General features: G+C 69.4%; 22 protein-coding genes. 14 read left to right on the forward strand and 8 right to left on the reverse strand.

The window, feature by feature from the left end:
- Positions 1-79: 79 nt before the first annotated feature.
- Positions 80-532, forward strand: coding sequence for a MarR family winged helix-turn-helix transcriptional regulator (locus tag DPV79_RS27725; RefSeq protein ID WP_048022285.1), 453 nt, complete (start codon positions 80-82; stop codon positions 530-532).
- 156 nt (positions 533-688) lie between these two features.
- Entirely contained in the window at positions 689-1108 is a 420-nt protein-coding gene (locus tag DPV79_RS27730; RefSeq protein WP_039358076.1) for an organic hydroperoxide resistance protein, read from the forward strand.
- A 113-nt stretch (positions 1109-1221) separates the two neighbouring features.
- Here DPV79_RS27730 and DPV79_RS27735 read toward each other — a convergent pair whose 3' ends face one another.
- Both DPV79_RS27735 and DPV79_RS27740 read right to left on the reverse strand, forming a co-directional pair.
- Positions 1222-1398 (reverse strand): DUF3563 family protein, encoded by a 177-nt coding sequence (locus tag DPV79_RS27735; RefSeq protein ID WP_021156289.1) that lies wholly within the window; start codon positions 1396-1398, stop codon positions 1222-1224.
- An 81-nt stretch (positions 1399-1479) separates the two neighbouring features.
- Complete coding sequence (locus tag DPV79_RS27740) at positions 1480-2589, reverse strand: extracellular catalytic domain type 1 short-chain-length polyhydroxyalkanoate depolymerase (RefSeq protein ID WP_060155417.1); 1110 nt, start codon at positions 2587-2589, stop codon at positions 1480-1482.
- Between the two features lie 248 nt (positions 2590-2837).
- Between DPV79_RS27740 and DPV79_RS27745 the strand changes: the two genes are divergently transcribed.
- The 4 genes from DPV79_RS27745 (at position 2838) to DPV79_RS27760 (ending at position 5909) form a co-directional block, all read left to right on the forward strand.
- The gene (locus tag DPV79_RS27745; protein ID WP_113047005.1) at positions 2838-3536 is read left to right on the forward strand and encodes a phosphatase PAP2 family protein; all 699 of its coding nucleotides are present in this window, start codon (positions 2838-2840) and stop codon (positions 3534-3536) included.
- Positions 3537-3666: 130 nt separating this feature from the next.
- Complete coding sequence (gene modA, locus DPV79_RS27750; protein WP_113047006.1) at positions 3667-4464, forward strand: molybdate ABC transporter substrate-binding protein; 798 nt, start codon at positions 3667-3669, stop codon at positions 4462-4464.
- 10 nt (positions 4465-4474) lie between these two features.
- On the forward strand, positions 4475-5152 hold the full coding sequence (gene modB / locus DPV79_RS27755) for a molybdate ABC transporter permease subunit (RefSeq protein ID WP_021156293.1): 678 nt from the start codon (positions 4475-4477) through the stop codon (positions 5150-5152).
- A 55-nt stretch (positions 5153-5207) separates the two neighbouring features.
- Positions 5208-5909 (forward strand): sulfate/molybdate ABC transporter ATP-binding protein, encoded by a 702-nt coding sequence (locus DPV79_RS27760; protein WP_113047007.1) that lies wholly within the window; start codon positions 5208-5210, stop codon positions 5907-5909.
- A gap of 169 nt (positions 5910-6078) precedes the next feature.
- On the opposite strand, the gene DPV79_RS27765 is transcribed toward DPV79_RS27760, so the two are convergent.
- The 3 genes from DPV79_RS27765 to DPV79_RS27775 all read right to left on the reverse strand — a co-directional run bounded on the left by DPV79_RS27765 (position 6079) and on the right by DPV79_RS27775 (position 9121).
- On the reverse strand, positions 6079-6915 hold the full coding sequence (locus tag DPV79_RS27765; RefSeq protein ID WP_113047008.1) for a TOBE domain-containing protein: 837 nt from the start codon (positions 6913-6915) through the stop codon (positions 6079-6081).
- A 76-nt stretch (positions 6916-6991) separates the two neighbouring features.
- Complete coding sequence (locus tag DPV79_RS27770; protein WP_113047009.1) at positions 6992-8608, reverse strand: CHAD domain-containing protein; 1617 nt, start codon at positions 8606-8608, stop codon at positions 6992-6994.
- Positions 8609-8737: 129 nt separating this feature from the next.
- Entirely contained in the window at positions 8738-9121 is a 384-nt protein-coding gene (locus tag DPV79_RS27775) for a tautomerase family protein (protein ID WP_059649181.1), read from the reverse strand.
- Positions 9122-9248: 127 nt separating this feature from the next.
- On the opposite strand from DPV79_RS27775, the gene DPV79_RS27780 reads away from it, so the two are divergent.
- The 5 genes from DPV79_RS27780 to DPV79_RS27800 all read left to right on the forward strand — a co-directional run bounded on the left by DPV79_RS27780 (position 9249) and on the right by DPV79_RS27800 (position 13954).
- Positions 9249-10106 carry a LysR family transcriptional regulator gene (locus DPV79_RS27780; RefSeq protein WP_048022268.1) on the forward strand — a complete coding sequence of 286 codons (858 nt, stop codon included), beginning with the start codon at positions 9249-9251 and terminating at the stop codon, positions 10104-10106.
- Positions 10107-10147: 41 nt separating this feature from the next.
- A complete protein-coding gene (locus DPV79_RS27785; RefSeq protein WP_059684441.1) occupies positions 10148-11071 on the forward strand; it encodes a DMT family transporter in 924 nt (307 codons plus the stop codon).
- Between the two features lie 67 nt (positions 11072-11138).
- Positions 11139-11918: a sensor histidine kinase gene (locus DPV79_RS27790; protein ID WP_021156300.1), complete on the forward strand. Its 780-nt coding sequence runs from the start codon at positions 11139-11141 to the stop codon at positions 11916-11918.
- A gap of 76 nt (positions 11919-11994) precedes the next feature.
- Positions 11995-13338, forward strand: a complete 1344-nt coding sequence (locus DPV79_RS27795) for a hemolysin family protein (protein ID WP_021156301.1) — start codon at positions 11995-11997, stop codon at positions 13336-13338.
- 31 nt (positions 13339-13369) lie between these two features.
- A complete protein-coding gene (locus tag DPV79_RS27800; RefSeq protein ID WP_113047010.1) occupies positions 13370-13954 on the forward strand; it encodes a thiamine phosphate synthase in 585 nt (194 codons plus the stop codon).
- A gap of 70 nt (positions 13955-14024) precedes the next feature.
- On the opposite strand, the gene DPV79_RS27805 is transcribed toward DPV79_RS27800, so the two are convergent.
- Positions 14025-15677, reverse strand: a complete 1653-nt coding sequence (locus DPV79_RS27805) for a DUF3459 domain-containing protein (RefSeq protein WP_111939191.1) — start codon at positions 15675-15677, stop codon at positions 14025-14027.
- Positions 15678-15982: 305 nt separating this feature from the next.
- On the opposite strand from DPV79_RS27805, the gene DPV79_RS27810 reads away from it, so the two are divergent.
- Positions 15983-16690, forward strand: a complete 708-nt coding sequence (locus tag DPV79_RS27810) for a class I SAM-dependent methyltransferase (protein ID WP_113047011.1) — start codon at positions 15983-15985, stop codon at positions 16688-16690.
- A 139-nt stretch (positions 16691-16829) separates the two neighbouring features.
- On the forward strand, positions 16830-17498 hold the full coding sequence (locus DPV79_RS27815) for a glutathione S-transferase (protein WP_060050679.1): 669 nt from the start codon (positions 16830-16832) through the stop codon (positions 17496-17498).
- A 24-nt stretch (positions 17499-17522) separates the two neighbouring features.
- On the opposite strand, the gene DPV79_RS27820 is transcribed toward DPV79_RS27815, so the two are convergent.
- A complete protein-coding gene (locus DPV79_RS27820; protein WP_059591712.1) occupies positions 17523-18176 on the reverse strand; it encodes a DUF1345 domain-containing protein in 654 nt (217 codons plus the stop codon).
- Between the two features lie 137 nt (positions 18177-18313).
- Here DPV79_RS27820 and DPV79_RS27825 point away from each other — a divergent pair, with 137 nt between their 5' ends.
- The gene (locus DPV79_RS27825; protein ID WP_042972649.1) at positions 18314-19045 is read left to right on the forward strand and encodes a metallophosphoesterase; all 732 of its coding nucleotides are present in this window, start codon (positions 18314-18316) and stop codon (positions 19043-19045) included.
- Positions 19046-19069: 24 nt separating this feature from the next.
- On the opposite strand, the gene DPV79_RS27830 is transcribed toward DPV79_RS27825, so the two are convergent.
- Positions 19070-19765: an RES family NAD+ phosphorylase gene (locus tag DPV79_RS27830; RefSeq protein ID WP_027791046.1), complete on the reverse strand. Its 696-nt coding sequence runs from the start codon at positions 19763-19765 to the stop codon at positions 19070-19072.
- Between the last annotated feature and the right edge of the window lie 2 nt (positions 19766-19767).

The raw sequence follows: 19767 nt of genomic DNA on the forward strand, positions 1-19767 counted from the left end.
CCCCCTGTTCATCCCGATCTTTTGCGCGCAAAATGATTTGCGTACAAATTGTTCGCGCGTTCGACGCGCCGCCCGAATGATGGACCGCCCGCCCCCGCTGCCCCAGACACTCGACGAGCAACTCTGCTTCGCCCTCTACTCGACTTCGCACGCGATGACGAAGGCGTACAAGCCGCTGCTCGACAAGCTGTCGCTGACCTATCCCCAATATCTCGCAATGCTCGTGCTGTGGGAGCGCGACGACATCGCCGTGAAGGACATCGCCGCGCGGCTGGACCTCGACCCGGCCACGGTCACGCCGCTGCTGAAACGGCTGGAGGCGCTCGGCTACGTCGAGCGCGTGCGCAGCGCGGCCGACGAACGCGTCGTGAACGTGCGCGTGACACCGGAAGGCCGCGCACTGAAGGAGCGCGCGCGCTCGGTACCCGCCGATCTGTTCTGCGCGATGCAGCAGTCGCCCGAGTTCCTGGTCAGGCTGCGCGCCGATCTCCACCAGTTGCGCGACGCGCTGTCGGCCGCCAACGAACGCTGACGGCCAAGCATCGGCAAACCGGCCCGGCACTGCCGGGCCTTTTCTTCAAAATTTCATTTGCGCACTAATGATTAGTGTTCTATATTTTACTCGTGGCCGGCGACACCCCGTTCGACCGGGCCGCTTTTCCTCCCCTTTCCCGACAGGAGCTGCACGATGAACATTCTGTACAAGACCAGCGCCACGAGCACGGGCGGCCGCGACGGCCGCGCGGTATCCGCCGACAACAAGCTGGAAGTGAAGCTGGCCGCGCCGCGCGAACTCGGCGGCACGGGCGCGGAAGGCACGAATCCGGAGCAGCTGTTTGCCGCAGGTTACTCGGCCTGTTTCCTGAGCGCGATGAAATTCGTCGCCGGCCAGGACAAGAAGGCGCTGCCGGCGGACACGCAGGTCACGGCGGAAGTGGGCATCGGGCCGAACGACGCAGGCGGCTTCGGGCTCGACATCGAGCTGCGCGTGTCGCTGCCGGGGCTCGACAAGGCCGACGCGCAAGCGCTGGTCGAAAAGGCGCACCACGTGTGCCCGTATTCGAACGCGACGCGCAACAACGTACCGGTGCGCCTGACGGTCGTCTGACGCGACGCGACACCACGCATGCAAAAAGGGCGCGTGCGGCATGTAGCCGCACGCGCCCTTTTCTGCTGCGTGACTCGGCGGAATGGCGGACCGGCCGGCCCGCCCTGCGCTGCTTAGCGCGCGCCGAACGAATACGGGCGATTCATCGCCGATTCGCGATCGATCTTGCGCATGCGGAATTCGAGATCGTAGATATCGGTGGCTTCGGACAGGTACGCCTCGGCGCGCTCTTTACGGGCCGTTTCAGCGTTCTTGGTCAGCATCAGGAAGAGGTGGCTCAGCAGGTACATGGTCGATCTCGCAATCCAAGGGTTCTTTGACTAGGGTTTTCCCGAATTATAGGGAAAACCCTAGTCCTTGGCCAGCGTCGATCAGACGATGCGTCGTTCGGTCGCCACAGTGCGCCGCTGTGCCTCGAAAAAGGCCCAGATCATCGCGCTCGCATCGGGGCCGACCGCCGCATGAAACGGCACGGCTTCATCGCCGCCGGCCCACGCATGATCGAGCCCTTTCACATGACAGAGCCGCACGACAGGCTCGCCGTCGCGGCAGACATCGGTGATCTGCGCGCCCGCGTCGCGCGTCTCGACCCGCTCGCCGCCGCGCAGTGCGCCGCGGCTGTCGGCAAGCCCGTTCAAGCGCATGAACTGAACCGTCAGTTGGTCGGCATTCTTCGGGGCCACCACGTGGTCGCCGTCGCCCTGGACGATCAGCGCGGGCATGCCCGGATACGCGGCGGCATCGACCAGCGCATCGACGGCCGCAGCCGGGTTCTGACGCACGCCGCGCCGCATCACGTCCATCGCGGTAATGCCGGAATTCGCCTCGCCGAGCGCGGGGCCCGAGTGCAGCGCCACCGCCGCGAAGCGGTCGGGATGATGCAGTGCAAGAAGCGACGCGAGGCCCGCGCCGGCCGACAGTCCCGCGACATAAACACGCGATGCGTCGAAACCGTGTTCGTCGACGAGCGCGTCGACGAGCGACGCCACCGCGTTCGCCTCGCCGCGGCCCGCGCGGTCGGTATCTTCATACCAGTGCCAGCAGCCATGTGCGTGCGCGCGCAGCGACTGCTCCGGATACAGCACCGCGAAACCATGCTTGTCGGCCAGCAGGTTCATCCGCGTGCCTTGCGCGAATTCGTCGACGGACTGCTGGCAGCCGTGCAGCATCACGACGAGCGGCATCGCGCCGCGCCGGCGGCCGGGCGGCACATAGAGGCCGTAAGCGAGATGCTGGACGAGGCGCCCGAGCGCGGGTGCCATCGGATGTTCGCCACGCGTCCATTCACCTGCCGCCCATGCGGCCGCGCGCGGGCGCACACGCGATTCGCGCGGCGGGGACGGATCGGATACGACGGAAGACGCCGCTGCCTCGAGTGCGTCGCGTGTGATGCGCTGCGCATCGCGCGCCGCGCGTTTGGCGGCCGGAGACAGCATGCGTTTCATGCCGCCCAGCCACACCTTGGTCAGACTTTTGGTCATCGATCGGGCTCGCAGTCAGGAAAAATAGGGGCACCACAGCGGATGCGGCGTTCGACTTTGTGCAATGCACCATAACATTGTTTCCGGGATTTTTCCTGCACGCGGCTATTTCCCGGCCGCGCAAAAAACGGGGCTCGGGCGCACGCGGCGCTATACTGGGGCTTCGCCGCTTGTATCCGTTGTAGTCGTTCTTTCCGGCTCGCGCGTTGATTTAAGCATCTTCCCCGCCTTCGTTCGTCCCCTTCCCGATGTTCGACCTGTCGTCTCACCTGTGGATCATGATCACCGCGTTCGGCGGCGCCGGCCTGACCTTGCCGCTCGCGATCACGATCGCCGTCTGGCTCGCGCTCGGCTACTCGTGGCAGCGCGCGGCCGCGTGGCTCGGCGTGCTCGCGGCCGCGATCGGCGTGGTCGCGCTGACGAAGATCGCGTTCCTCGGCTGGGGCATCGGCATCCGCAAGTGGGATTTCACCGGGTTCAGCGGCCATGCGATGCTGTCGACGTCGGTTTATCCGGTCGCGATTTTCCTGGCGCTGATCCGCACGCGCACACCGGTGCGGCTCGCCGGCATCGCGCTCGGGCTCGCGGCCGGCGTCGCGGTCGGCGTGTCGCGCGTCGCGCTCGACGCGCATTCGCCATCCGAATCGATCACCGGCTGTAACGTCGGCGCGATCGCCGCGCTCGCGTTCATCGCGGGTTCGTGGCGCGCGGTGCCGCACCGCTGGTCGGTGCCCGCGGTCGTCGCGAGCCTCGCGCTCGTCACCGTGGCGCTGCACGGCATCACGGTGCCGTCGCATCGCTGGGTCACCAAGGTGGCGCTGCAGCTGTCGGGCCACGAGCGCCCGTTCGTCCGCGCGCGCTGGAAGGCCAACCCGAACTACCGCCCCGCATCGCAGCCGTCGTCGCTGCAGCGCACCCAGTCGTCGTCGCAGACGCTCCGCACGTGACCGGCCGCCCGGCCGGCTCTCCTTTTCAGGTCTGACCATTACATGCGCGCCGTCGCATGTGCGGTATGTCGAGCGTTATAACCCGCCCTATATTACGATTACGGTTTCCACCCATTCAAACGAACTCGCCATGCGCTCAACCGTCCGTCCGCTTCGCCGCACCCTGCTTCGCCTGCTGCCGATCGCCACGTTGGCCGCCGGGGTCGCGTTCAGCGCGCCCGCTTCCGCCGCCGGTGAACTCGTCGTGTCGGCCGCCGCCAGCCTGACGAACGCGTTCAAGGCCGTCGGCGATGCGTACGAGAAGCAGCATCCGGATACCAAGGTGCTGTTCAACTTCGGCGCGTCGGACGTGCTGATGCAGCAGATCGCCAAGGGCGCGCCGGCCGACGTGTTCGCGTCGGCCGACCAGAAGGCGATGGATCGTGCGGCCGACGAAAAGGTGATCGTGCCCGGCACGCGTCGCGATTTCGCGGCGAACTCGCTCGTGCTGATCGTGCCGGCGGACAGCCACGCGGCCGCGCCGACGTCGTTGAACGACCTGACCGCATCCGGCGTGAAGCGCATCGCGTACGGCGACCCGGCGTCGGTGCCGGTCGGCCGCTACACCGAAGGCGCGCTGCGCGCGGCCGGTGTGTGGGACGCCGTCAGCGCGAAGGGCGTGCTGGCCGCCAACGTGCGCCAGGGCCTCGATTACGTCGCACGCGGCGAAGTCGACGCAGGCTTCGTGTTCGGCACCGACGCGGCGATCATGCCGGGCCGCGTGAAGGTCGCCCTAACGGTGCCGACCAAGACCGCCATCACCTACCCGATCGCCGTGGTCAAGGACAGCCGCCACGCCACGCAGGCGCAGTCGTTCATCGACTTCGTCGCGTCGCCGCAAGGCCAGGCCGTGCTGTCGACGTTCGGCTTCAAGCCCGCGGGCAAGTGAGCGTAACGCGATGCAAGACGCCTGGGTTCCGCTGCTGCTGTCGCTAAAGGTTGCCGGCTGGGCGACCGCGCTCGACATCGTGCTCGGCGTCGCGGCCGCGTTCATGCTCGCGCGCTGGCGCTCGCCGCTGCGCGACGTCGTCGATTCCGTGCTGACGCTGCCGCTCGTGCTGCCGCCGACGGTGCTCGGGTATTACCTGCTCGTGCTGCTCGGCCGACGCGGCGTGTTCGGCGCGTGGCTCGACAGGCTCGGCATCGAACTCGTCTTCACGTGGCAAGGCGCGGTGATCGCATCGATGGTCGTCGCGTTTCCGTTGATCCTGAAATCGGCGCGGGCGGCATTCGAAGGCGTCGATCCGCATCTCGAACGCGCCGCGCGCACGCTCGGGCTCGGCGAAGCGGCGGTGTTCTTCCGCGTGACGCTGCCGCTCGCCACGCGTGGCATTCTCGCGGGCGCGCTGCTCGCGTTCGCGCGCGCGCTCGGCGAGTTCGGCGCGACGCTGATGATCGCGGGCAACCTGCCCGGCCGCACGCAGACGCTGTCGGTCGCGATCTACGCGGCCGTGCAGGCCGGCGACGACAGCACGGCCAACTTCCTCGTGCTGGTGACGTCGATCACCTGCGTGCTCGTACTGCTCGCGACCGGCTGGCTCGTGCCGTCGCGTGCCCGGCGGAGCCAGCTGACATGACGCGCCGGCCTCGCCCATCGTCGTGCGTGGCCGGCCGGCTTCTGCGGAGGCCCGCATGAGCCTCGTCGTCGACATCCGCAAGACCTACGCGAATGCCGAGCGCCGCTTCACGCTCGACATGTCGTTCACCGCGACGACGCAGCGCGTCGTGCTGTTCGGGCCGTCCGGCGCGGGCAAGAGCATGACGCTGCAGGCGATCGCCGGCCTGTTGTCACCCGACGAAGGCACGATCGTGCTGAACGGCGAACCGCTGTTCGACGCCGCGCGCCGCATCGACGTGCCGACCCGTGAGCGCCGCGTCGCGTACCTGTTCCAGGACTACGCGTTGTTTCCGCATCTGAACGTGCGCCAGAACATCGCGTTCGGGCTCACGCCGGGGCTGCGCAACCCGCGCGCGAAAGCAGTGCCGCCGGAAGTCGCGTACTGGCTGCAAGCGTTCGATCTCGAGGCGCTCGCAGGGCAGTATCCGTCGCAGCTGTCCGGCGGGCAGAAACAGCGCGTCGCACTCGCGCGCGCACTGGTCGCGCAGCCGCGAATCCTGCTGCTCGACGAACCGTTCGCGGCACTGGACAGCGCAATGCGCCAGCGCATGCGTCACGAGCTCGCCGAGCTGCAGGCGCGGCTCGATATCCCGATGGTGCTGATCTCGCACGATCCCGACGACGTCGCCGCGTTCGGCGACCAGGTCGTGCAGTTGAGCGAAGGACGCGTGCAGGCGGCGACGCCGCACGCCGAGTGGCCGACGCGCGTCGCCTGAGCGCGCGAGGCCGTGGTCGTCGTGGCAGGCACGTTGGAGCCTGAGAGAAGCCGCCAGCAGCGGCACAAGCGGAAAGCGGAAACGAAGCCGGCGCCGTACCGATACAGCGGCGACGCCGGCTTCGCTCCGTCCGTCACACAGCGGCCGAAGCGCGCCGGTGCGCCGCCGCTCAGCCCGTCACCGCAAGAATCACGCTCGACGCCTTGAACAGCGCGATCGCGCGCCGGCCGGCGCCGAGCTGCAGCGCATCGACGCTGTCGTTGGTCACGACGGCCGTCAGCGTCCCGCCGCCGTCGAGCGCCAGGGTCACCTCGCTGTTCACCGCGCCCGCTGCGACGGTTTCCACGCGCCCGCGCAGCTGGTTCCGCGCGGACACCTTCAACGCGTGCTCGCCGTCGTCGGCCGCGAGCACGACCCAGGACGCCTTCACTAGCGCGCAGGCATCCGCCCCAACCTGCAGGCCGAGCGCATCGGCGCTCTCGTGCGTCAGCACGGCAACGACCGGCTGTCCGCCGGGCAGTGCGAGCGTGACCTCGTCATTGACGGTGCCGCGCACGATCGCCGCGACCTTGCCGAACAACTGGTTGCGCGCGCTGGTCTTCATCCCGATCCGGCCGATCAGCGCCCAGTCGACGTCGAACCCGGCCACGGCCGCGCTCGCGGCCTCGATGAACCGGCGATGCTCGCGCTCGATCGTGCGGAACGCGGCGATCAGCGACGTCGCGCGCGGCGTCAGCGTCGTGCCGCCGCCGCCCTTGCCGCCCGTCGAACGCGCGACGAGCGGTTCGCCCGCGAGATTGTTCATCGTGTCGACGGCATCCCACGCGGCCTTGTAGCTGAGGCCGACGGCCTTCGCCGCGCGCGTGATCGACCCGGTGTCGCCGATCGCCGCGAGCAGCGCGATGCGCGTGGCGCCGCCGAGCGTCTGCTCGCCGGCGCGCAGCCACAGCTCGCCGCCCAGTTCGAGCGGTTCGGCGGACGGGGAAGAATGCGGTGCGTCGGTCATCGGGATACGTGCGGGAATTCGACCGGAACCGGAATCGGGCCGGAATCAGGCGGCCATTATAGTCGGCGCGTGCCGCTCAACCCGGCTTGCCGTCGAGCTTCGGCGGCCGCAGGCTGGCAAGCAGCGTCTCGGCGTCGCGCGCCGCGCGCTGCTCGAGCGCCGCGCCGTAGCCGCGCACGAAACCGAGCTGGTACGGCGGCGCCGCCAGTTTCTCGAGGTGGCGCAGCGCGACTATCGCGTCGTTGGCTTCGCCGAGCACGCTCTGCACGCGCGCGAGCGTCTTGACCGTCTCCGTGCGCGTGCGGCGCGACGCCAGCGACGCGAAGAACTCGAGCGCATAACGCAGCCGCTTCGCATCGATCCGCACCCGATGGCGCGCAGCCGTGTCGAGCGACGTGAGCGATGGCGACGCGTACAAATGGCCGAACAGCCGCCGCACGCGCTTTGTCGCGTGGCGCCGCAGCGAGGGGGCGTCGTCTTCGGCGTGCGGCAGCGCAAGCGAGCCCAGCCATTCGAGCCAGCCGAGCGTCAGCCGAGCGTAGCGGGCCGAATGCAGCGCCTGCCGCAGCTCGCCCCGTGCCGCGACACACTGCGCGCGCGCGGCGTCGAGCGTGCCATTCCATTCGCCGTCGCCGCCGTCGGCTGCGATCAGCGCGGGCAGGCTTTCGGTCGCGAACACGTCCCAGTCGCGCACCGTGCCGAGCAGCGCGGCAAGCCAGTGCATGTCCACGCCGAGCGTGTCCCGCCACTGGCGGTCGGCAAAGCGCGGGAAGAAGCGCATCAACGTGCGCAGGCGGCGCAGCGCGACCCGCATCTGGTGCACGAATTCGGGATCGTCGTACTCGAGCACGCCGCCCTCGTTGCCCAGCCATTGCGCGGTGATGTCGCCGGACAACGCGAACAGCGCGGCGCGCTGCGTGCGCACGCCGGTCAGGTCGACGGGCTGCGCCTTGACGGGCCCACTGGCGGCCGGCTCGGCCGCGCATGCGCGATCGATCACGCTCGTCAGCTGGACGAATGCGGGCCACGCGCCGCTCAGTTCGCGCGCCGCGGCAAACAACGCGTGCAGCGCGGCCGTGCGCGCGGCCAGGGTTTCCCAGTCCGGCGCAGCAAGACGCAGTTCGACGTAGCGGCGCGGCGGCTCGCCGCCGCGATGCAACGTGACGTCGTCGAGCGTCATCTCGACCACGACGCCGCTGTCGTCGGCCCACCGCCCGCGCCGCCGCTCGCTGACGAGGCGCAACGCCGACGATTCCGGCTGCATGCCGGCCTCCGGGCGTCCGGTCGTATCCGGCGCGACGCCGTCGACTTCGCCCGTCGCTGCGCCTGCCGCCTCGGGTACGGGCAACGGCATCGCGACGACGATGCCCGCATGCTCCGCGTCGAACAGTTCGCGCGCCGTGACCCCAGGCGCAAACACCTTCGTGCGCGACGCAACGACCCGCCTTCCATGCGCATTCGACTCGACCCACGTCCACCAGCTTGCGCCGGGGCTCGGCTCGGCCTCCTCGATCTGGCACGGCTCGATCGTCACGCGCTCATGGCCGCGGCGCATCCGGACCTGCGGGCAGATCCGCCACGCGCGCACGAGTTCGGCACCGAAATCACGCTGCGCGCCGCGGGCGCGACCCGCGGCCTTGGCCGGCCACCCTTCCAGCGACAGCGACAACACGATTTCCAGCACACGCGACATGGAGGCTCCTGCACATGAAGAAGCGCCGGCGGTCTTCCGATCGCGCCGGCGTCGTCCGTGAAGCTGCTTCCATAGTACACGCCGCAAAAACGCGCGGGCAACGATCTGGCCCTGTCGCCCTGTCGCAGGTCAAACGGCGTACTGCGCGAGGCCGTTGCCGAACGACCAGTTCTCCTTCAGCACCTCGACGAGACTGATGAATACGTCCTGCTGCCGCACGCCGGGCTGCTGCGCGAGGTTGTCCGCGATCGCCCGGTACAGCGCGCGCTTCTGCTCGAGCGTGCGCGTGTTGTTCGCGGTGATCTGGATCATCACGAGATCGTCGCTGCGTTCGATGTCGAGGTAGTGGCGGCCGTACACGAAGTTCTCGGCCGCATGCTCGGTGACGACCATGAAGATGTCGTCCTCGGGCACGTTGAACGTGTGCATCAGCGCGCGATGCACGCCGTCGACGAGCGCCGCGCGGTACGCGGCCGGTTTGCCTTCGCGGACTGCGATACGGGTGAATGGCATGGTCCTGCTCCTGTCGGTGAAGTTGACGTTGACGTTGACGTCGACGAACGGAAACACAGCGTCAGGTTAGGTGCACCGAACTATAATGAACAGTCATTGATGAATATTTCATCCATTTACATCGAAAATGAAAGTCCTCGACCTCGATGCCGTACGCGCGTTCGTGCTGGTCGCCGATCTCGCCAGCTTCACGCGCGCCGCCGATGCGCTCGGCACCACGCAGTCGGCCGTGAGCCTGAAGCTGAAACGGCTGGAAGCGCACCTCGGCAAGCCGCTGCTCGCGCGCACGCCGCGTGTGGTCAAGCTGGCCGCCGACGGCGAGAATTTCCTGCCGGCCGCCCGCGCGCTGCTCGACGCGCACGACCACGCGCTCGGCGCGATCTCGGCCGGCACGCACCGGCTCGCGCTCGGCGTCAGCGAGCATGTCGCCGTGCCCGACCTGCCGGCCGTGCTCACGAGCCTGCATCGACAGGACCCGGGGCTGTCGCTCGAAATGCATCTCGGAACGTCGACGAACCTGCTCGCGCAATACGACGAACGCCGGTTCGACGCGGTGATCGTGCGGCACGAGCCGGGCGAAGACCCGCCGCGCGAAGACGGCACCTTGCTGTTTTCCGAGCCGCTCGCCTGGCTCGCCGCCCCGGACTGGGCACCGCGTGCGGGCGAGCCGCTGCCGCTCGCGGTGCTGGCCGGCCCGTGCGGCGTGCGTGCGGCCGCGCTGCGCGCCCTCGATCACGCGGGGCGGCCGTGGCGAGAACGCTTTACGGGAGGCGGTGTCGCGGCGGTCACGGCCGCCGCTGCCGCGGGGCTTGCCGTCTGCCCGCTCGCACGGCGTGTCGCGCCGCGCACGCTGGCCGACGTCGGCGCGAAATTCGGGCTGCCGCCGCTGCCGCTGTCGCAGGTCGTGCTGTACTCGCGCGTGCGCGACCCACGCGCCGCCGCCGCGCTGCGCAGGTTTGCCGACAGCCTTGCAATCTCGGCGTAAACTGACGGGTTTCGCCGCCCGCAATCTCCAGAAGAATTCCAATGAAGCCCGAAGCCCGCAAGCACCTCCGTGCCAACCTGCTGATGCTCGCCGCCGCCGCGATCTGGGGTTCGGCTTTCGTCGCGCAACGCCTGAGCCTCGACGTGATCGGGCCGTTCCTGTTCACGGGGCTGCGGTTCCTGCTCGGCGCGCTGGTGCTGGTGCCGCTGCTGACGCTGAACACGGCGTCGCGCGCGCAGCTCGCGGCGATCCGCCGTGCGCCGGCGCTGCTGCTGCCGGGCCTCGCACTCGGCGGGCTGCTGGCGGTATCGATATCGCTGCAGCAGATCGGCCTGCAGTACACGCGCATCGCCAACGCGGGGTTCATCAGCTCGCTGTACGTCGTGATCGTGCCGCTGATGGGTGTGTTCGCCCGTCACCGGATCGGCGCGGGCACGTGGTTCGGCGCGCTGCTCGCGGCGATCGGCCTGTATTTCCTCAGTATCGACGAGCACTTCTCGGTGCTGTACGGCGACTGGTTCCAGCTCGCCGGCGCCGTGATCATCGCCGCGCACGTGATGGCCGTCGGCCATTTCGCCCAGCGCCACGATCCGCTCGTGCTCGCGTTCCTGCAATTCCTCGTGTGCGGCGTGGCGTGTCTCGCGGTCGGCCTCGCCGTCGAGCCGGTCAGCGGCGCCATGCTGCGCGGCGCACTGCCGACGCTGCTGTACGGCGGCCTGTTGTCGGTGGGCGTCGGCTATACGCTGCAGGTCGTCGCGCAACGCGACGCCGCGCCCGCACACGCAGCCGTGATCTTCAGCATGGAAGGCGTGTTCGCGGCGATCGCCGGCTGGGCCGCGCTCGGCGAAACGCTGACGCTGCGCGCGCTCGTCGGCTGCGCGCTGATGCTGGCCGGCCTGCTCGCGTGCCAGTTGCTGCCGAACGGCGACGCCCGGAAAAAGGACGAGGACGCACTGCCGGCGTGACACGCACCGTCCCTATAATGGCGGTTCGCGTGACAACCACGCCAACCGCTTCCGACAGGCCCGCTCCGTGACGTCCACTTCCGTCGATCCCGCCGCCGACCTGCTGCGCGAACGCGCAGCGCACTACGCCACCCAGGCGGCGCTGTTCCTGCGCGACCAGGCGCTCTCCACCGCGTCGCACGACCTGCGCAGCCCGCTGAATGCCATGCATAGCTGGGCATACGTGCTCGAGCGCCAGCTCGCCAACGCCGATCCGAACCTGCAGCGCGCGCTCGCGGGCATCCGCACCGGGATCGACCAGCAGGTCGCGCTGATCGACGACGTGCTCGATGCGCCGCGCGCGGAAACGCGCACGCTCGCACTCGCGCCGCAGCCGTTCGCGCTGCGCGCGCTGCTCGACGACACGCTCGCGCTCGTCCGTTTCGCGCTCGCCGACGCACGACAGGTCACGCTCGACGCGACGCTGCCGGACGGCGAACCGTCGCTGACCGCCGACCGCGAACGCATCGCGCAGGCGCTCTGGACGATGCTGACGGTCGCGGTCGAAGCCAGCGCCGCCGGCGGCCGCGTGACGTTCGCGTGCGCGCGCGACGGCGTGCAGTTCACCGCGCGCGCCACATGCACCGTCAACGCCGACACGCTCGCCGATCCCGCGCAGCCGCACGCGTTCGAATCGTTCGCACGACGCGAGCTGCTGCGCGAGCGCGACGCGAAACGGGTCGCGTGGGCGCTTGCGCTCTGCCAGCGCGTCGCGCTCGCACACGGCGGCACGTTCTCGCACGACGCGTTCGCCGATGGCGCAACCGCCACCGTCACGTTCTCCGTCCCCGGCGAGGCGCCGGTGTAAGCCAGCGGCCGCCCGATACATTACGAATTCCTTTCTGGCCCTATACTGACGGGCCTGTCATAACCGGAGTGATTCTTTGTTACAGATCTTCGCGCTCATCGGCGCGTTGTTCCTGGTGGCCCTGAACGGGTTCTTCGTCGCGGCCGAATTCGGCCTGGTCAAGCTGCGCGCCACGCGCGTCAAGACACTGGCCCGCAAGCACGGCCTGCGCGGCCGCATCCTCGGCATCGTGCACGGCCGGCTCGACGCGTATCTTTCCGCGTGCCAGCTCGGCATCACGCTCGCGTCGCTCGGCCTCGGCTGGGTCGGCGAACCGGCGTTCGCGCAACTGCTCACCCCGCTGCTCGACCTGATCGGCGTGCAGTCGGAGCGCGTCGTGCACCTGATCTCGCTGGTGTTCGCGTTCTCGCTGATCTCGTTCCTGCACATCGTCGTCGGCGAACTCGCGCCGAAGTCGATGGCGATCCGCCAGTCGGAGAAGGTCGGCCTGTGGGTCGCGCTGCCGCTCTACGCGTTCTACTGGGCGATGTACCCGGCAATCTGGGTGCTCAACAACAGCGCCAACGCGGTGCTGCGGCTCGCCGGGCTGTCGGCCGACCATGGCGGCGACGCGCACTACTCGACCGACGAATTGAAGCTGATCCTGCGCAGCCGCCGCAGCACGGCCGGCAACTCCGCGCAGCCGGCGCGCGGCACGTACAGCAACGACGAGTGGAACACGCTCGCGCATTCGCTCGATTTTTCGTCGATGACCGTATCGGACCTGATGCGGCCGGCCCATGAAATGATCGGCCTGCGCCGCGACCTGCCGCTGCCCGACAACATGGAGATCGTCGCGCGGCACCGCTTCAGCCGCTATCCGCTGTTCGAGGATGCGTCGCGTGAACAGGTGAGCGGGCTGATCCACCTGAAGGACCTGCTGCTCGCGCGTCACGCGGGCGCCGCGCTCGAGGATCTGTCCGACTACGTGCGCCCCGTGCAGTACGTGAAGCCCGACACGCCGGCCCTCGACCTGTTCCGCCGTTTCCGCAAGGGCGCACCGCACTTCGCGCTGGTCGGCAACAAGGGCGAGAAGCCGATCGGCTTCCTGACGCTCGACAACCTGCTCGGCGCGCTGGTCGGCCAGATCCACGACGAGTTCCGCCAGGGCGACGCCGACTGGAGCCGCCTCGACGACGGCACGCTGATGGGCAAGGGCAGCCTGCCCGTCGTGTCGCTCGAACAGGCGCTCGGCATCGACATCGACGAAGGCCGCGCGGAATCGGTCGGCGGCCTCGTGATCCAGGCGCTCAGCGACCTGCCGACCGAAGGGCAGCGCGTGTCGTTCGACCGCTTCGACGTCGTCGTGAAGAAGATGAACGGGCCGCGCATCGTGCTCGTGCGCGTCTACCCGAAGATCGCGAAAGAGGCCGACGAATGACGGCCGCGCGTGGCTGCCGCCGGCGCACGCGATGAACGCGACGCTGCCGCGCTGCTGCGTGATCACGCCCGAGCCGGCGTCCGCGTCGGCCGCCGATTGCGCGGCGTTCCTCGACCGGCTGTCGGCCGTGCTCGCGCGCGGCGAGACGCTCGTGCAACTGCGCGTGAAATCGTTCGACGCAGCCGCGTTTGCGCGGCTCGCCGCCGCGGCGCTCGCGCGCTGCGACGCGGCCGGCGCACACCTGATGCTGAACGGCCCGATCGATGCAGCCGGCGTGATGCGGCTCGACGGCGCCGGCTGGCATCTCGACGGCCCCGCGTTGCGCGCCGCCGCGCAGCGGCCGTTGCCGGCCGGAAGATGGGTGTCCGCGGCCTGCCACACGCGCGACGACCTGCTGCTGGCCGCACGCGCCGGCGCGGATTTCGTCACGCTGTCGCCGGTGTTGCCGACGCTCAGCCATCCCGGTGCGCCGACGCTCGGCTGGACGCAGTTCGGCACGCTGACCGCCGAGGCCGCGATGCCCGTCTTCGCGCTCGGCGGCATGAAACGGTCCCACCTCGACGACGCACGCCGCCACGGCGCACACGGCATCGCGGGCATTCGCGGGTTCTGGTAGTCCGGGGATTTCCGGCGACGCAACCGGGCGCAGATGCGCCCGGCCGTTCAGACATTACCGCCTCACGTCGTCATGCGTTCAGGTTCGGGCGCATTCCGCGCCACGCGCCGTCGTCGATGCGACGCGCATCGTGCGTGAGTGCATACCGGTTGACGTCACCCGTCAGCCACGCGACGAGCGAGTACGGCGGCAACTCCCCTTCATCGACCCGGTCGCGCGCACGCGCCGGCGTCTCGAACACGACCCGCCCTCTCGGCGCATCGAACGGCACCGCCTCGGGCGACAGGTTCAGCGCGATCGTCAGCGTCTCGTCGTCGGCGAGCCGCCATGACGCAAGCAGCGCGTCGGCATCGCCGTCGCCGTCCGACTTCAGCGCACGCGCGTCCTGCGGCCGGCAATCGGACAACCTCGGCGCGATCAGCTTCGCGCGCACCGCCAGCGCCGACTGCACGAAATGCGCGCGATCGGCGTCGCGTGCGGTTTCGTCGAAGATCAACGGGATCTGCGGCGTGAGCAGCGACAGCGCAAGCGCGGCCAGACCGGCCTCCTGCCCGTGGTCGCCCTGCCCGCTGTCGCGCCACGCGCCATCGGACAGCACCAGCGACGTCAACGACAGGCCGCTGTCGGCAGCCATGCCCTCGCCCGACCCGGCCGGCTGGAATGCGGCCCCGGTCGCGGTCAGCGCGCGGGCGAGCGTGTGGATCGACTGGTGCGCGGAAATGCCTTCGTGAGCCGACGTGTCGCGGCCCGTCAGCCGGTGCAGCGCGCGTTCGCCGCACCCGTTCCACTGCGCATCGAAATGGGTATCGGCAAGATGCGCGGGATGCCGCTCGCTGCCGAGTACGAGATGGATGAGCCGGTCGGCCGGCACCGCCGCGCGCACGCGGTCCGCGATCTCGCGCAGCCACGACACGCCGATCCGGTCCGCTTCGCGCAGGCGCAGCCCGTCGCAACGGTACTCGTCGATCCAGTACAGCGCGTTGTCGCAGAAGAAATCGCAGACTTCCGGATGATCGAGCGCGAGCGGCGACGCCTGCAGCGGATCGTCGCGCGTATGGAAGAACGGCGCCGCATAGTGGCGCAGCGCATCGGTGCCGCTGCCGAAGCGCGCGTAGTCGAGTTCCAGCAGCACCGCGAGACCGTAGCCGTGCGCATCGTCGATCAGCGCTTTCAGCGCGTCGGGGCCGCCTTCGGCCGCAAGCGGCGCGAACGGCAGGCTGTCGTGCGGCGACGCGAGCAGCTCCAGCGCGGTCACGCCGAGGCGCGCGAGTTGCGGCAGGCGCCGGCGCACGCCGCCGAAGCCGCCCACCGCGTGCGGGCGAATCGCATAGAGCGAGATGTCTTCCCATGCGCGCCCGCGCCAGAACGTGTTGCGCCACGTGAACGCGCGCGGATCGACGACCTCGCTCGGGCCGTTGAGCCCCTCGGGTTGCGAGCGCGATGCGGGATCGGGAATCGACACCGTATCGTCGAGGCGATAGCGGTAAAGCGCCCCCGCGCCGCAATCGGCAAAGACTTCGAACCAGTTCGTGCCGGCGGCCGTCATCGGAACGAGCAACGGGCCGAAACCGGTATCGAGTTCGAGCTGGACCTGCGTGCTGCCCGGTGCCCACACGCGAAAATGCGTGCGCGGCGTCGCGCAGAGCGCGCCACAGGGCTGTGCGCCGAACGGCAGGCAGTGAATGTAGTGCTGCGCATACGGGTCGTGCGGACAATCGGACATCATGCGCTCCTCGTGCGTACCGAGCGGCATGGCCGCGCCAGCGGCGCGGCACATCGGGGCCCGGCATGCGACGGCCAGGCGGGGGGAGAAACGAGTATGCGCCGGATTCGCCATCGCAATGCAACGTCCCCGGACATTATTAAATGCGAATCGACCCCTGGAAAACCCGCGGTCCGGCAAGCGCCGGCGAGGCAGGTAGCCCGCATACCGGAATGCCTGCTCGCCTTGTTGCACCGGCCATGCACGCTTACGCTCTGCGCGATGCGCGTGGACATACCGTCCGCGCCCGACCCGAGGAACCCGCCATGTCGCTTCCCGCCAGTGCCGCCAAATTCGATCCGGCACGCGCACACGAATACGCCGAGCAATCCCGCATCGCACTCGCCGGCTACGATGCCTGCCACGAACTCACCGCGTGCATGCTCGCATCGACAATCGCTGCACCCGACGCGCGGATCCTCGTCGCGGGCGCGGGCGGCACGGGGCAGGAAATCTGCGTGGCGGCCGCGCTCGAGCCGGGCTGGCGGTTCACGGCCGTCGACCCGTCCGGGCCGATGCTCGCGCTCGCGCGCTCGAACGTCGAGGCCGCGGGCTGCGGCGCGCGCACCGCGTTCGTCGAGGACGGTGTCGATGCGTTGCCCGACACACCCGCGTTCGACGGCGCGACGCTGATCGGCGTGCTGCATCACGTCCCGGGCGACGAAGCGAAGGCGGCGCTGCTGCAGGCGATCGCGCGGCGCCTGAAACCCGGCGCGCCGCTCGTGCTCGCCGGCAATCATCGCCGCTACGCGGACCACCCTCGCCTGCTCGACGCATGGCAGCAGCGCTGGCGCATGAAAGGCGCGACGCCCGACGCGGTGCGCGCGAAACTCGCGAAGATCCTGCAGGGCGCCGATCCGCCCGCGTCCGAGGAAGCCGTGTTCGCCCTGCTGCGCGACGCGGGCTTCGATGCGCCGCTGCGCTTTTTCGCGAGCCTGTTCTGGGGCGCGTGGATCGCCGTCCGGCGCGCGTGATGGATCGGGGCGGTCGGCCAGACGCGGTCGGCTAGACGCGGTCGGCCAGACGCGTCGCGCCACGTCGCGCGACGCGTTTCGCTTGTGCGCCACCCGCGCTGGGTATGATGTCGTTCCCGCCCCCACTTCCGGCGTCGACATGCTCACCGTCCATCACCTGAACAACTCGCGTTCGCAGCGCGTGCTCTGGCTGCTCGAAGAACTGGATGTGCCGTACGAGATCGTGCGCTACGCGCGCGACCCGAAGACGATGCTCGCACCGCCCGAGTTGCGCGCGATCCATCCGCTCGGCAAGTCGCCGGTCGTGACCGACGAAGGCCGCACGTTCGCCGAATCGGGCGCGATCATCGAATACCTGGTCGAACGCTACGGCAACGGGCGCCTGGCGCCGCCGCCCGGCACGCCGGAGCGGCACGACTACACGTACTGGCTGCACTACGCGGAAGGATCGGCGATGCCGCCGCTGCTGCTCAAGCTCGTCGCGCTGCGGATCGCGCATGCACCGATGCCGTTCTTCGCGCGGCCGATCGCGCGCAAGATCGCCGACACGCTGCAGTCGGGCTTCGTCGATCCGCAGATCGCGCTGCATCTCGGCCATGTCGACCGTGCGCTGCAGCGCACCGGCTGGTTCGTCGGCGACAGCTTCAGCGCGGCCGACATCCAGATGAGCTTTCCGCTCGAGGCCGCGACCGCGCGCGGCGGCGACGGCCGGTTTCCCGCGATCGCGCGCTTTCTCGACGCGATCCACGCGCGGCCGGCCTACCGGCGCGCGCTGGAGCGCGGCGGCCCGTACGAGCTTCTCAAATGACGCGGCGCACGACCGCGGCCCGCGTCAGCTCAGCAGGCCGGCTGCCACGTTGATCGACAGCCCGAGCACGGCCATGTTGAAGTAGAACGACAGGATCGACTGCGCGAGCACCGAGCGCCGCGCGGAGCGGTTCGCCAGCGACACGTCGGCCGTCTGCGACGCGACCGCGAGCGTGAACGCGAAATACAGGAAATCCCAGTAGTCGGGTTCCGGATTGCTGTCGGGGAAGCGCAGCGCGCGGTCGTTGGATGGCGAGCCGTAATAGAGGCGCGCGTAGTGCAGCGTGAAGATCGTCGGGATCAGGAACCATGCGCCGAACAGCGTCGCGCCCGTCACCGCGTAATGGCCGAGCCCCGCGCGAAACCCGACGCCCTTGGCGGTCGCCAGTTCGATCGCGATCGCGGCCACGCTCGCGACCGTCGCGAGGCAGACGACCGTCAGCACGGTCGTCGCGCTTTCGTCCTCGCGGATCGCGATTTCACGCACCTTGGAATGGTGCGCGGTGACCATGCGCACCCACATCAGCGCGAGATACAGCCAGATCGCGCAATCCCAGCCGATCAGCGCACGCACGGTCGGACGCAGCGGAAACGGCAGCAGCACCGCGCACAGCACGCCCGCGACGAACGCCGCGACCATGCGCGGCCGGTTGCGTAATACCTGCGGATAAAACGTCATTGTGTGATTCCGAAAGCAGATGGAAAGGGTTCGGCCGACGCGCGGGACACCCCGCCGCGCCGCACCGGCGGGTAGCGCCCCGATTATCGTCATTCCGTCGTGACGTGGCGATGGGCGCGAGCGCCTAAGATAATGGGATGACTGCCACCGCCCCCCTCTGCCACCATCCCGCGAATACGGCCGGCCGTGACTTCGTCGTCGGCGACCTGCACGGCTGCGTGGATGTGCTGCGCGCGCTGTTGCACGACACCCGCTTCGATCCGGCTCGCGACCGCCTGTTCTCGGTCGGCGACCTCGTCGACCGCGGCCCTGCATCCGAAACCACGCTCGATCTGCTCGACCGCCCGTGGTGCCACGTCGTGCGCGGCAATCACGAGGAAGTGCTGAGCCTCGTGGCGCGCGGCAAGCTGTCGCCCGACGCGTGGCGCGGAATCGGCGGCGACTGGGGCGCCGACCTGCCGGCGGAACGGCTGCACGCGCACGCGGCGCGCGTCGACGCGCTGCCGCTGGTGCGCGTGATCGGCGACGGCCCCGGACGCTTCAACGTGCTGCATGCGGAATTCTTCGGCTCGGACGCCGATCTCGACACGGGCAACTATTCGCACGACGTGCGCGAACGGCTGATCTGGGGCCGCGATCTCGTCCAGGGGCTCGCCGATCCGGCGCGACAGGCCGGTCTGTCGCTGACCTGCACCGGGCACACGCCGGTGCGCGCACCGCAGCGGATCGGCGCGCAGTGGTTCATCGACACGGGTGCGTTCGCACCGGCCGGGCGGCTCACGCTCGTCGAGCCGCGCACCGGGCGCACCTGGTCGATGACGCAGGCCGAGGCGCGCGAACGCCACGCGGGCGACTGGCCGCTGCCCTGATGCCCTGATGCCCGCGAGCGCACGCTAGCCGACCTGGTTCAGTTCGAACACCGCATCGACGGCCGAGCCGTTCCAGTTGTATTCGAGGTAGGCCGCGTGATGGCAATCGCGCAGCAGCGCGGTGCGGAACGCCGCCAGGCACTCGCCGCGCGGGTCGCGCACCGACGGATAGACGATCCCCGCGCCGCCGGCATTGCGCACCGCGCGGCCGAGCGCCTGCCCGGCGCTGTAATCGAGCGGGTGCAGCAACGCCGGATCGCGTTTCGGCCACATGCGCACGTCAGCCACGTCGCCTTGCGCGATCACCGTATAGAGCCGCATCTGCTGGCGCATCGGCGGCTCCTTCGTCGCCGCCAGGAACAGCGCGCTGTGATAACGCGTTTCGGCGATCGCCGTATCGCGCGAGCGCGCGCAGTAGAACACGCCGTAGCTGCCGTCGGAAAAACGGCTGCCCTGCGGATTCAGGTGCGTGAACGCGGCCATGATCGGCCCCCAGCCCAGCCCGTAGCGACGTTCGGCGGGCGGGACGAGGTCGAGCGTGCCGACTTCGTTGCGAATGCGGTCGTTGGTCAGCGATTCGAGCGCGTACAGCGCGTCGAAATCGTCCGCCGACGCAACGCGGTCGAACAGGTTGATTGCCGGGAAACGGGTGGGGATCACGCGATAGGCAGGCGCCCAGTCGACCGCGGTCGTGGGCCATTGTTGTGCTTGGATCGGCATCG

The organism is Burkholderia reimsis, assembly GCF_003294055.1.
In the GTDB taxonomy this organism is placed as follows: Bacteria; Pseudomonadota; Gammaproteobacteria; order Burkholderiales; family Burkholderiaceae; genus Burkholderia; species Burkholderia cepacia.

What these genes read in the sequence shown, in the direction of transcription:
- DPV79_RS27810 (WP_113047011.1), top strand. Translation starts at nt 15,983, where the DNA reads ATGTCGCTTCCCGCCAGTGCCGCCAAATTCGATCCGGCACGCGCACAC.
- DPV79_RS27825 (WP_042972649.1), top strand. Translation starts at nt 18,314, where the DNA reads ATGACTGCCACCGCCCCCCTCTGCCACCATCCCGCGAATACGGCCGGC.
- DPV79_RS27745 (WP_113047005.1), top strand. Translation starts at nt 2,838, where the DNA reads ATGTTCGACCTGTCGTCTCACCTGTGGATCATGATCACCGCGTTCGGC.
- DPV79_RS27730 (WP_039358076.1), top strand. Translation starts at nt 689, where the DNA reads ATGAACATTCTGTACAAGACCAGCGCCACGAGCACGGGCGGCCGCGAC.
- modB (WP_021156293.1), top strand. Translation starts at nt 4,475, where the DNA reads ATGCAAGACGCCTGGGTTCCGCTGCTGCTGTCGCTAAAGGTTGCCGGC.
- DPV79_RS27735 (WP_021156289.1), bottom strand. Translation starts at nt 1,398, where the DNA reads ATGTACCTGCTGAGCCACCTCTTCCTGATGCTGACCAAGAACGCTGAA.
- DPV79_RS27760 (WP_113047007.1), top strand. Translation starts at nt 5,208, where the DNA reads ATGAGCCTCGTCGTCGACATCCGCAAGACCTACGCGAATGCCGAGCGC.
- DPV79_RS27805 (WP_111939191.1), bottom strand. Translation starts at nt 15,677, where the DNA reads ATGTCCGATTGTCCGCACGACCCGTATGCGCAGCACTACATTCACTGC.
- DPV79_RS27815 (WP_060050679.1), top strand. Translation starts at nt 16,830, where the DNA reads ATGCTCACCGTCCATCACCTGAACAACTCGCGTTCGCAGCGCGTGCTC.
- DPV79_RS27800 (WP_113047010.1), top strand. Translation starts at nt 13,370, where the DNA reads ATGAACGCGACGCTGCCGCGCTGCTGCGTGATCACGCCCGAGCCGGCG.
- DPV79_RS27820 (WP_059591712.1), bottom strand. Translation starts at nt 18,176, where the DNA reads ATGACGTTTTATCCGCAGGTATTACGCAACCGGCCGCGCATGGTCGCG.
- DPV79_RS27830 (WP_027791046.1), bottom strand. Translation starts at nt 19,765, where the DNA reads ATGCCGATCCAAGCACAACAATGGCCCACGACCGCGGTCGACTGGGCG.
- DPV79_RS27770 (WP_113047009.1), bottom strand. Translation starts at nt 8,608, where the DNA reads ATGTCGCGTGTGCTGGAAATCGTGTTGTCGCTGTCGCTGGAAGGGTGG.
- DPV79_RS27785 (WP_059684441.1), top strand. Translation starts at nt 10,148, where the DNA reads ATGAAGCCCGAAGCCCGCAAGCACCTCCGTGCCAACCTGCTGATGCTC.
- DPV79_RS27725 (WP_048022285.1), top strand. Translation starts at nt 80, where the DNA reads ATGGACCGCCCGCCCCCGCTGCCCCAGACACTCGACGAGCAACTCTGC.
- DPV79_RS27775 (WP_059649181.1), bottom strand. Translation starts at nt 9,121, where the DNA reads ATGCCATTCACCCGTATCGCAGTCCGCGAAGGCAAACCGGCCGCGTAC.
- DPV79_RS27765 (WP_113047008.1), bottom strand. Translation starts at nt 6,915, where the DNA reads ATGACCGACGCACCGCATTCTTCCCCGTCCGCCGAACCGCTCGAACTG.
- DPV79_RS27740 (WP_060155417.1), bottom strand. Translation starts at nt 2,589, where the DNA reads ATGACCAAAAGTCTGACCAAGGTGTGGCTGGGCGGCATGAAACGCATG.
- modA (WP_113047006.1), top strand. Translation starts at nt 3,667, where the DNA reads ATGCGCTCAACCGTCCGTCCGCTTCGCCGCACCCTGCTTCGCCTGCTG.
- DPV79_RS27780 (WP_048022268.1), top strand. Translation starts at nt 9,249, where the DNA reads ATGAAAGTCCTCGACCTCGATGCCGTACGCGCGTTCGTGCTGGTCGCC.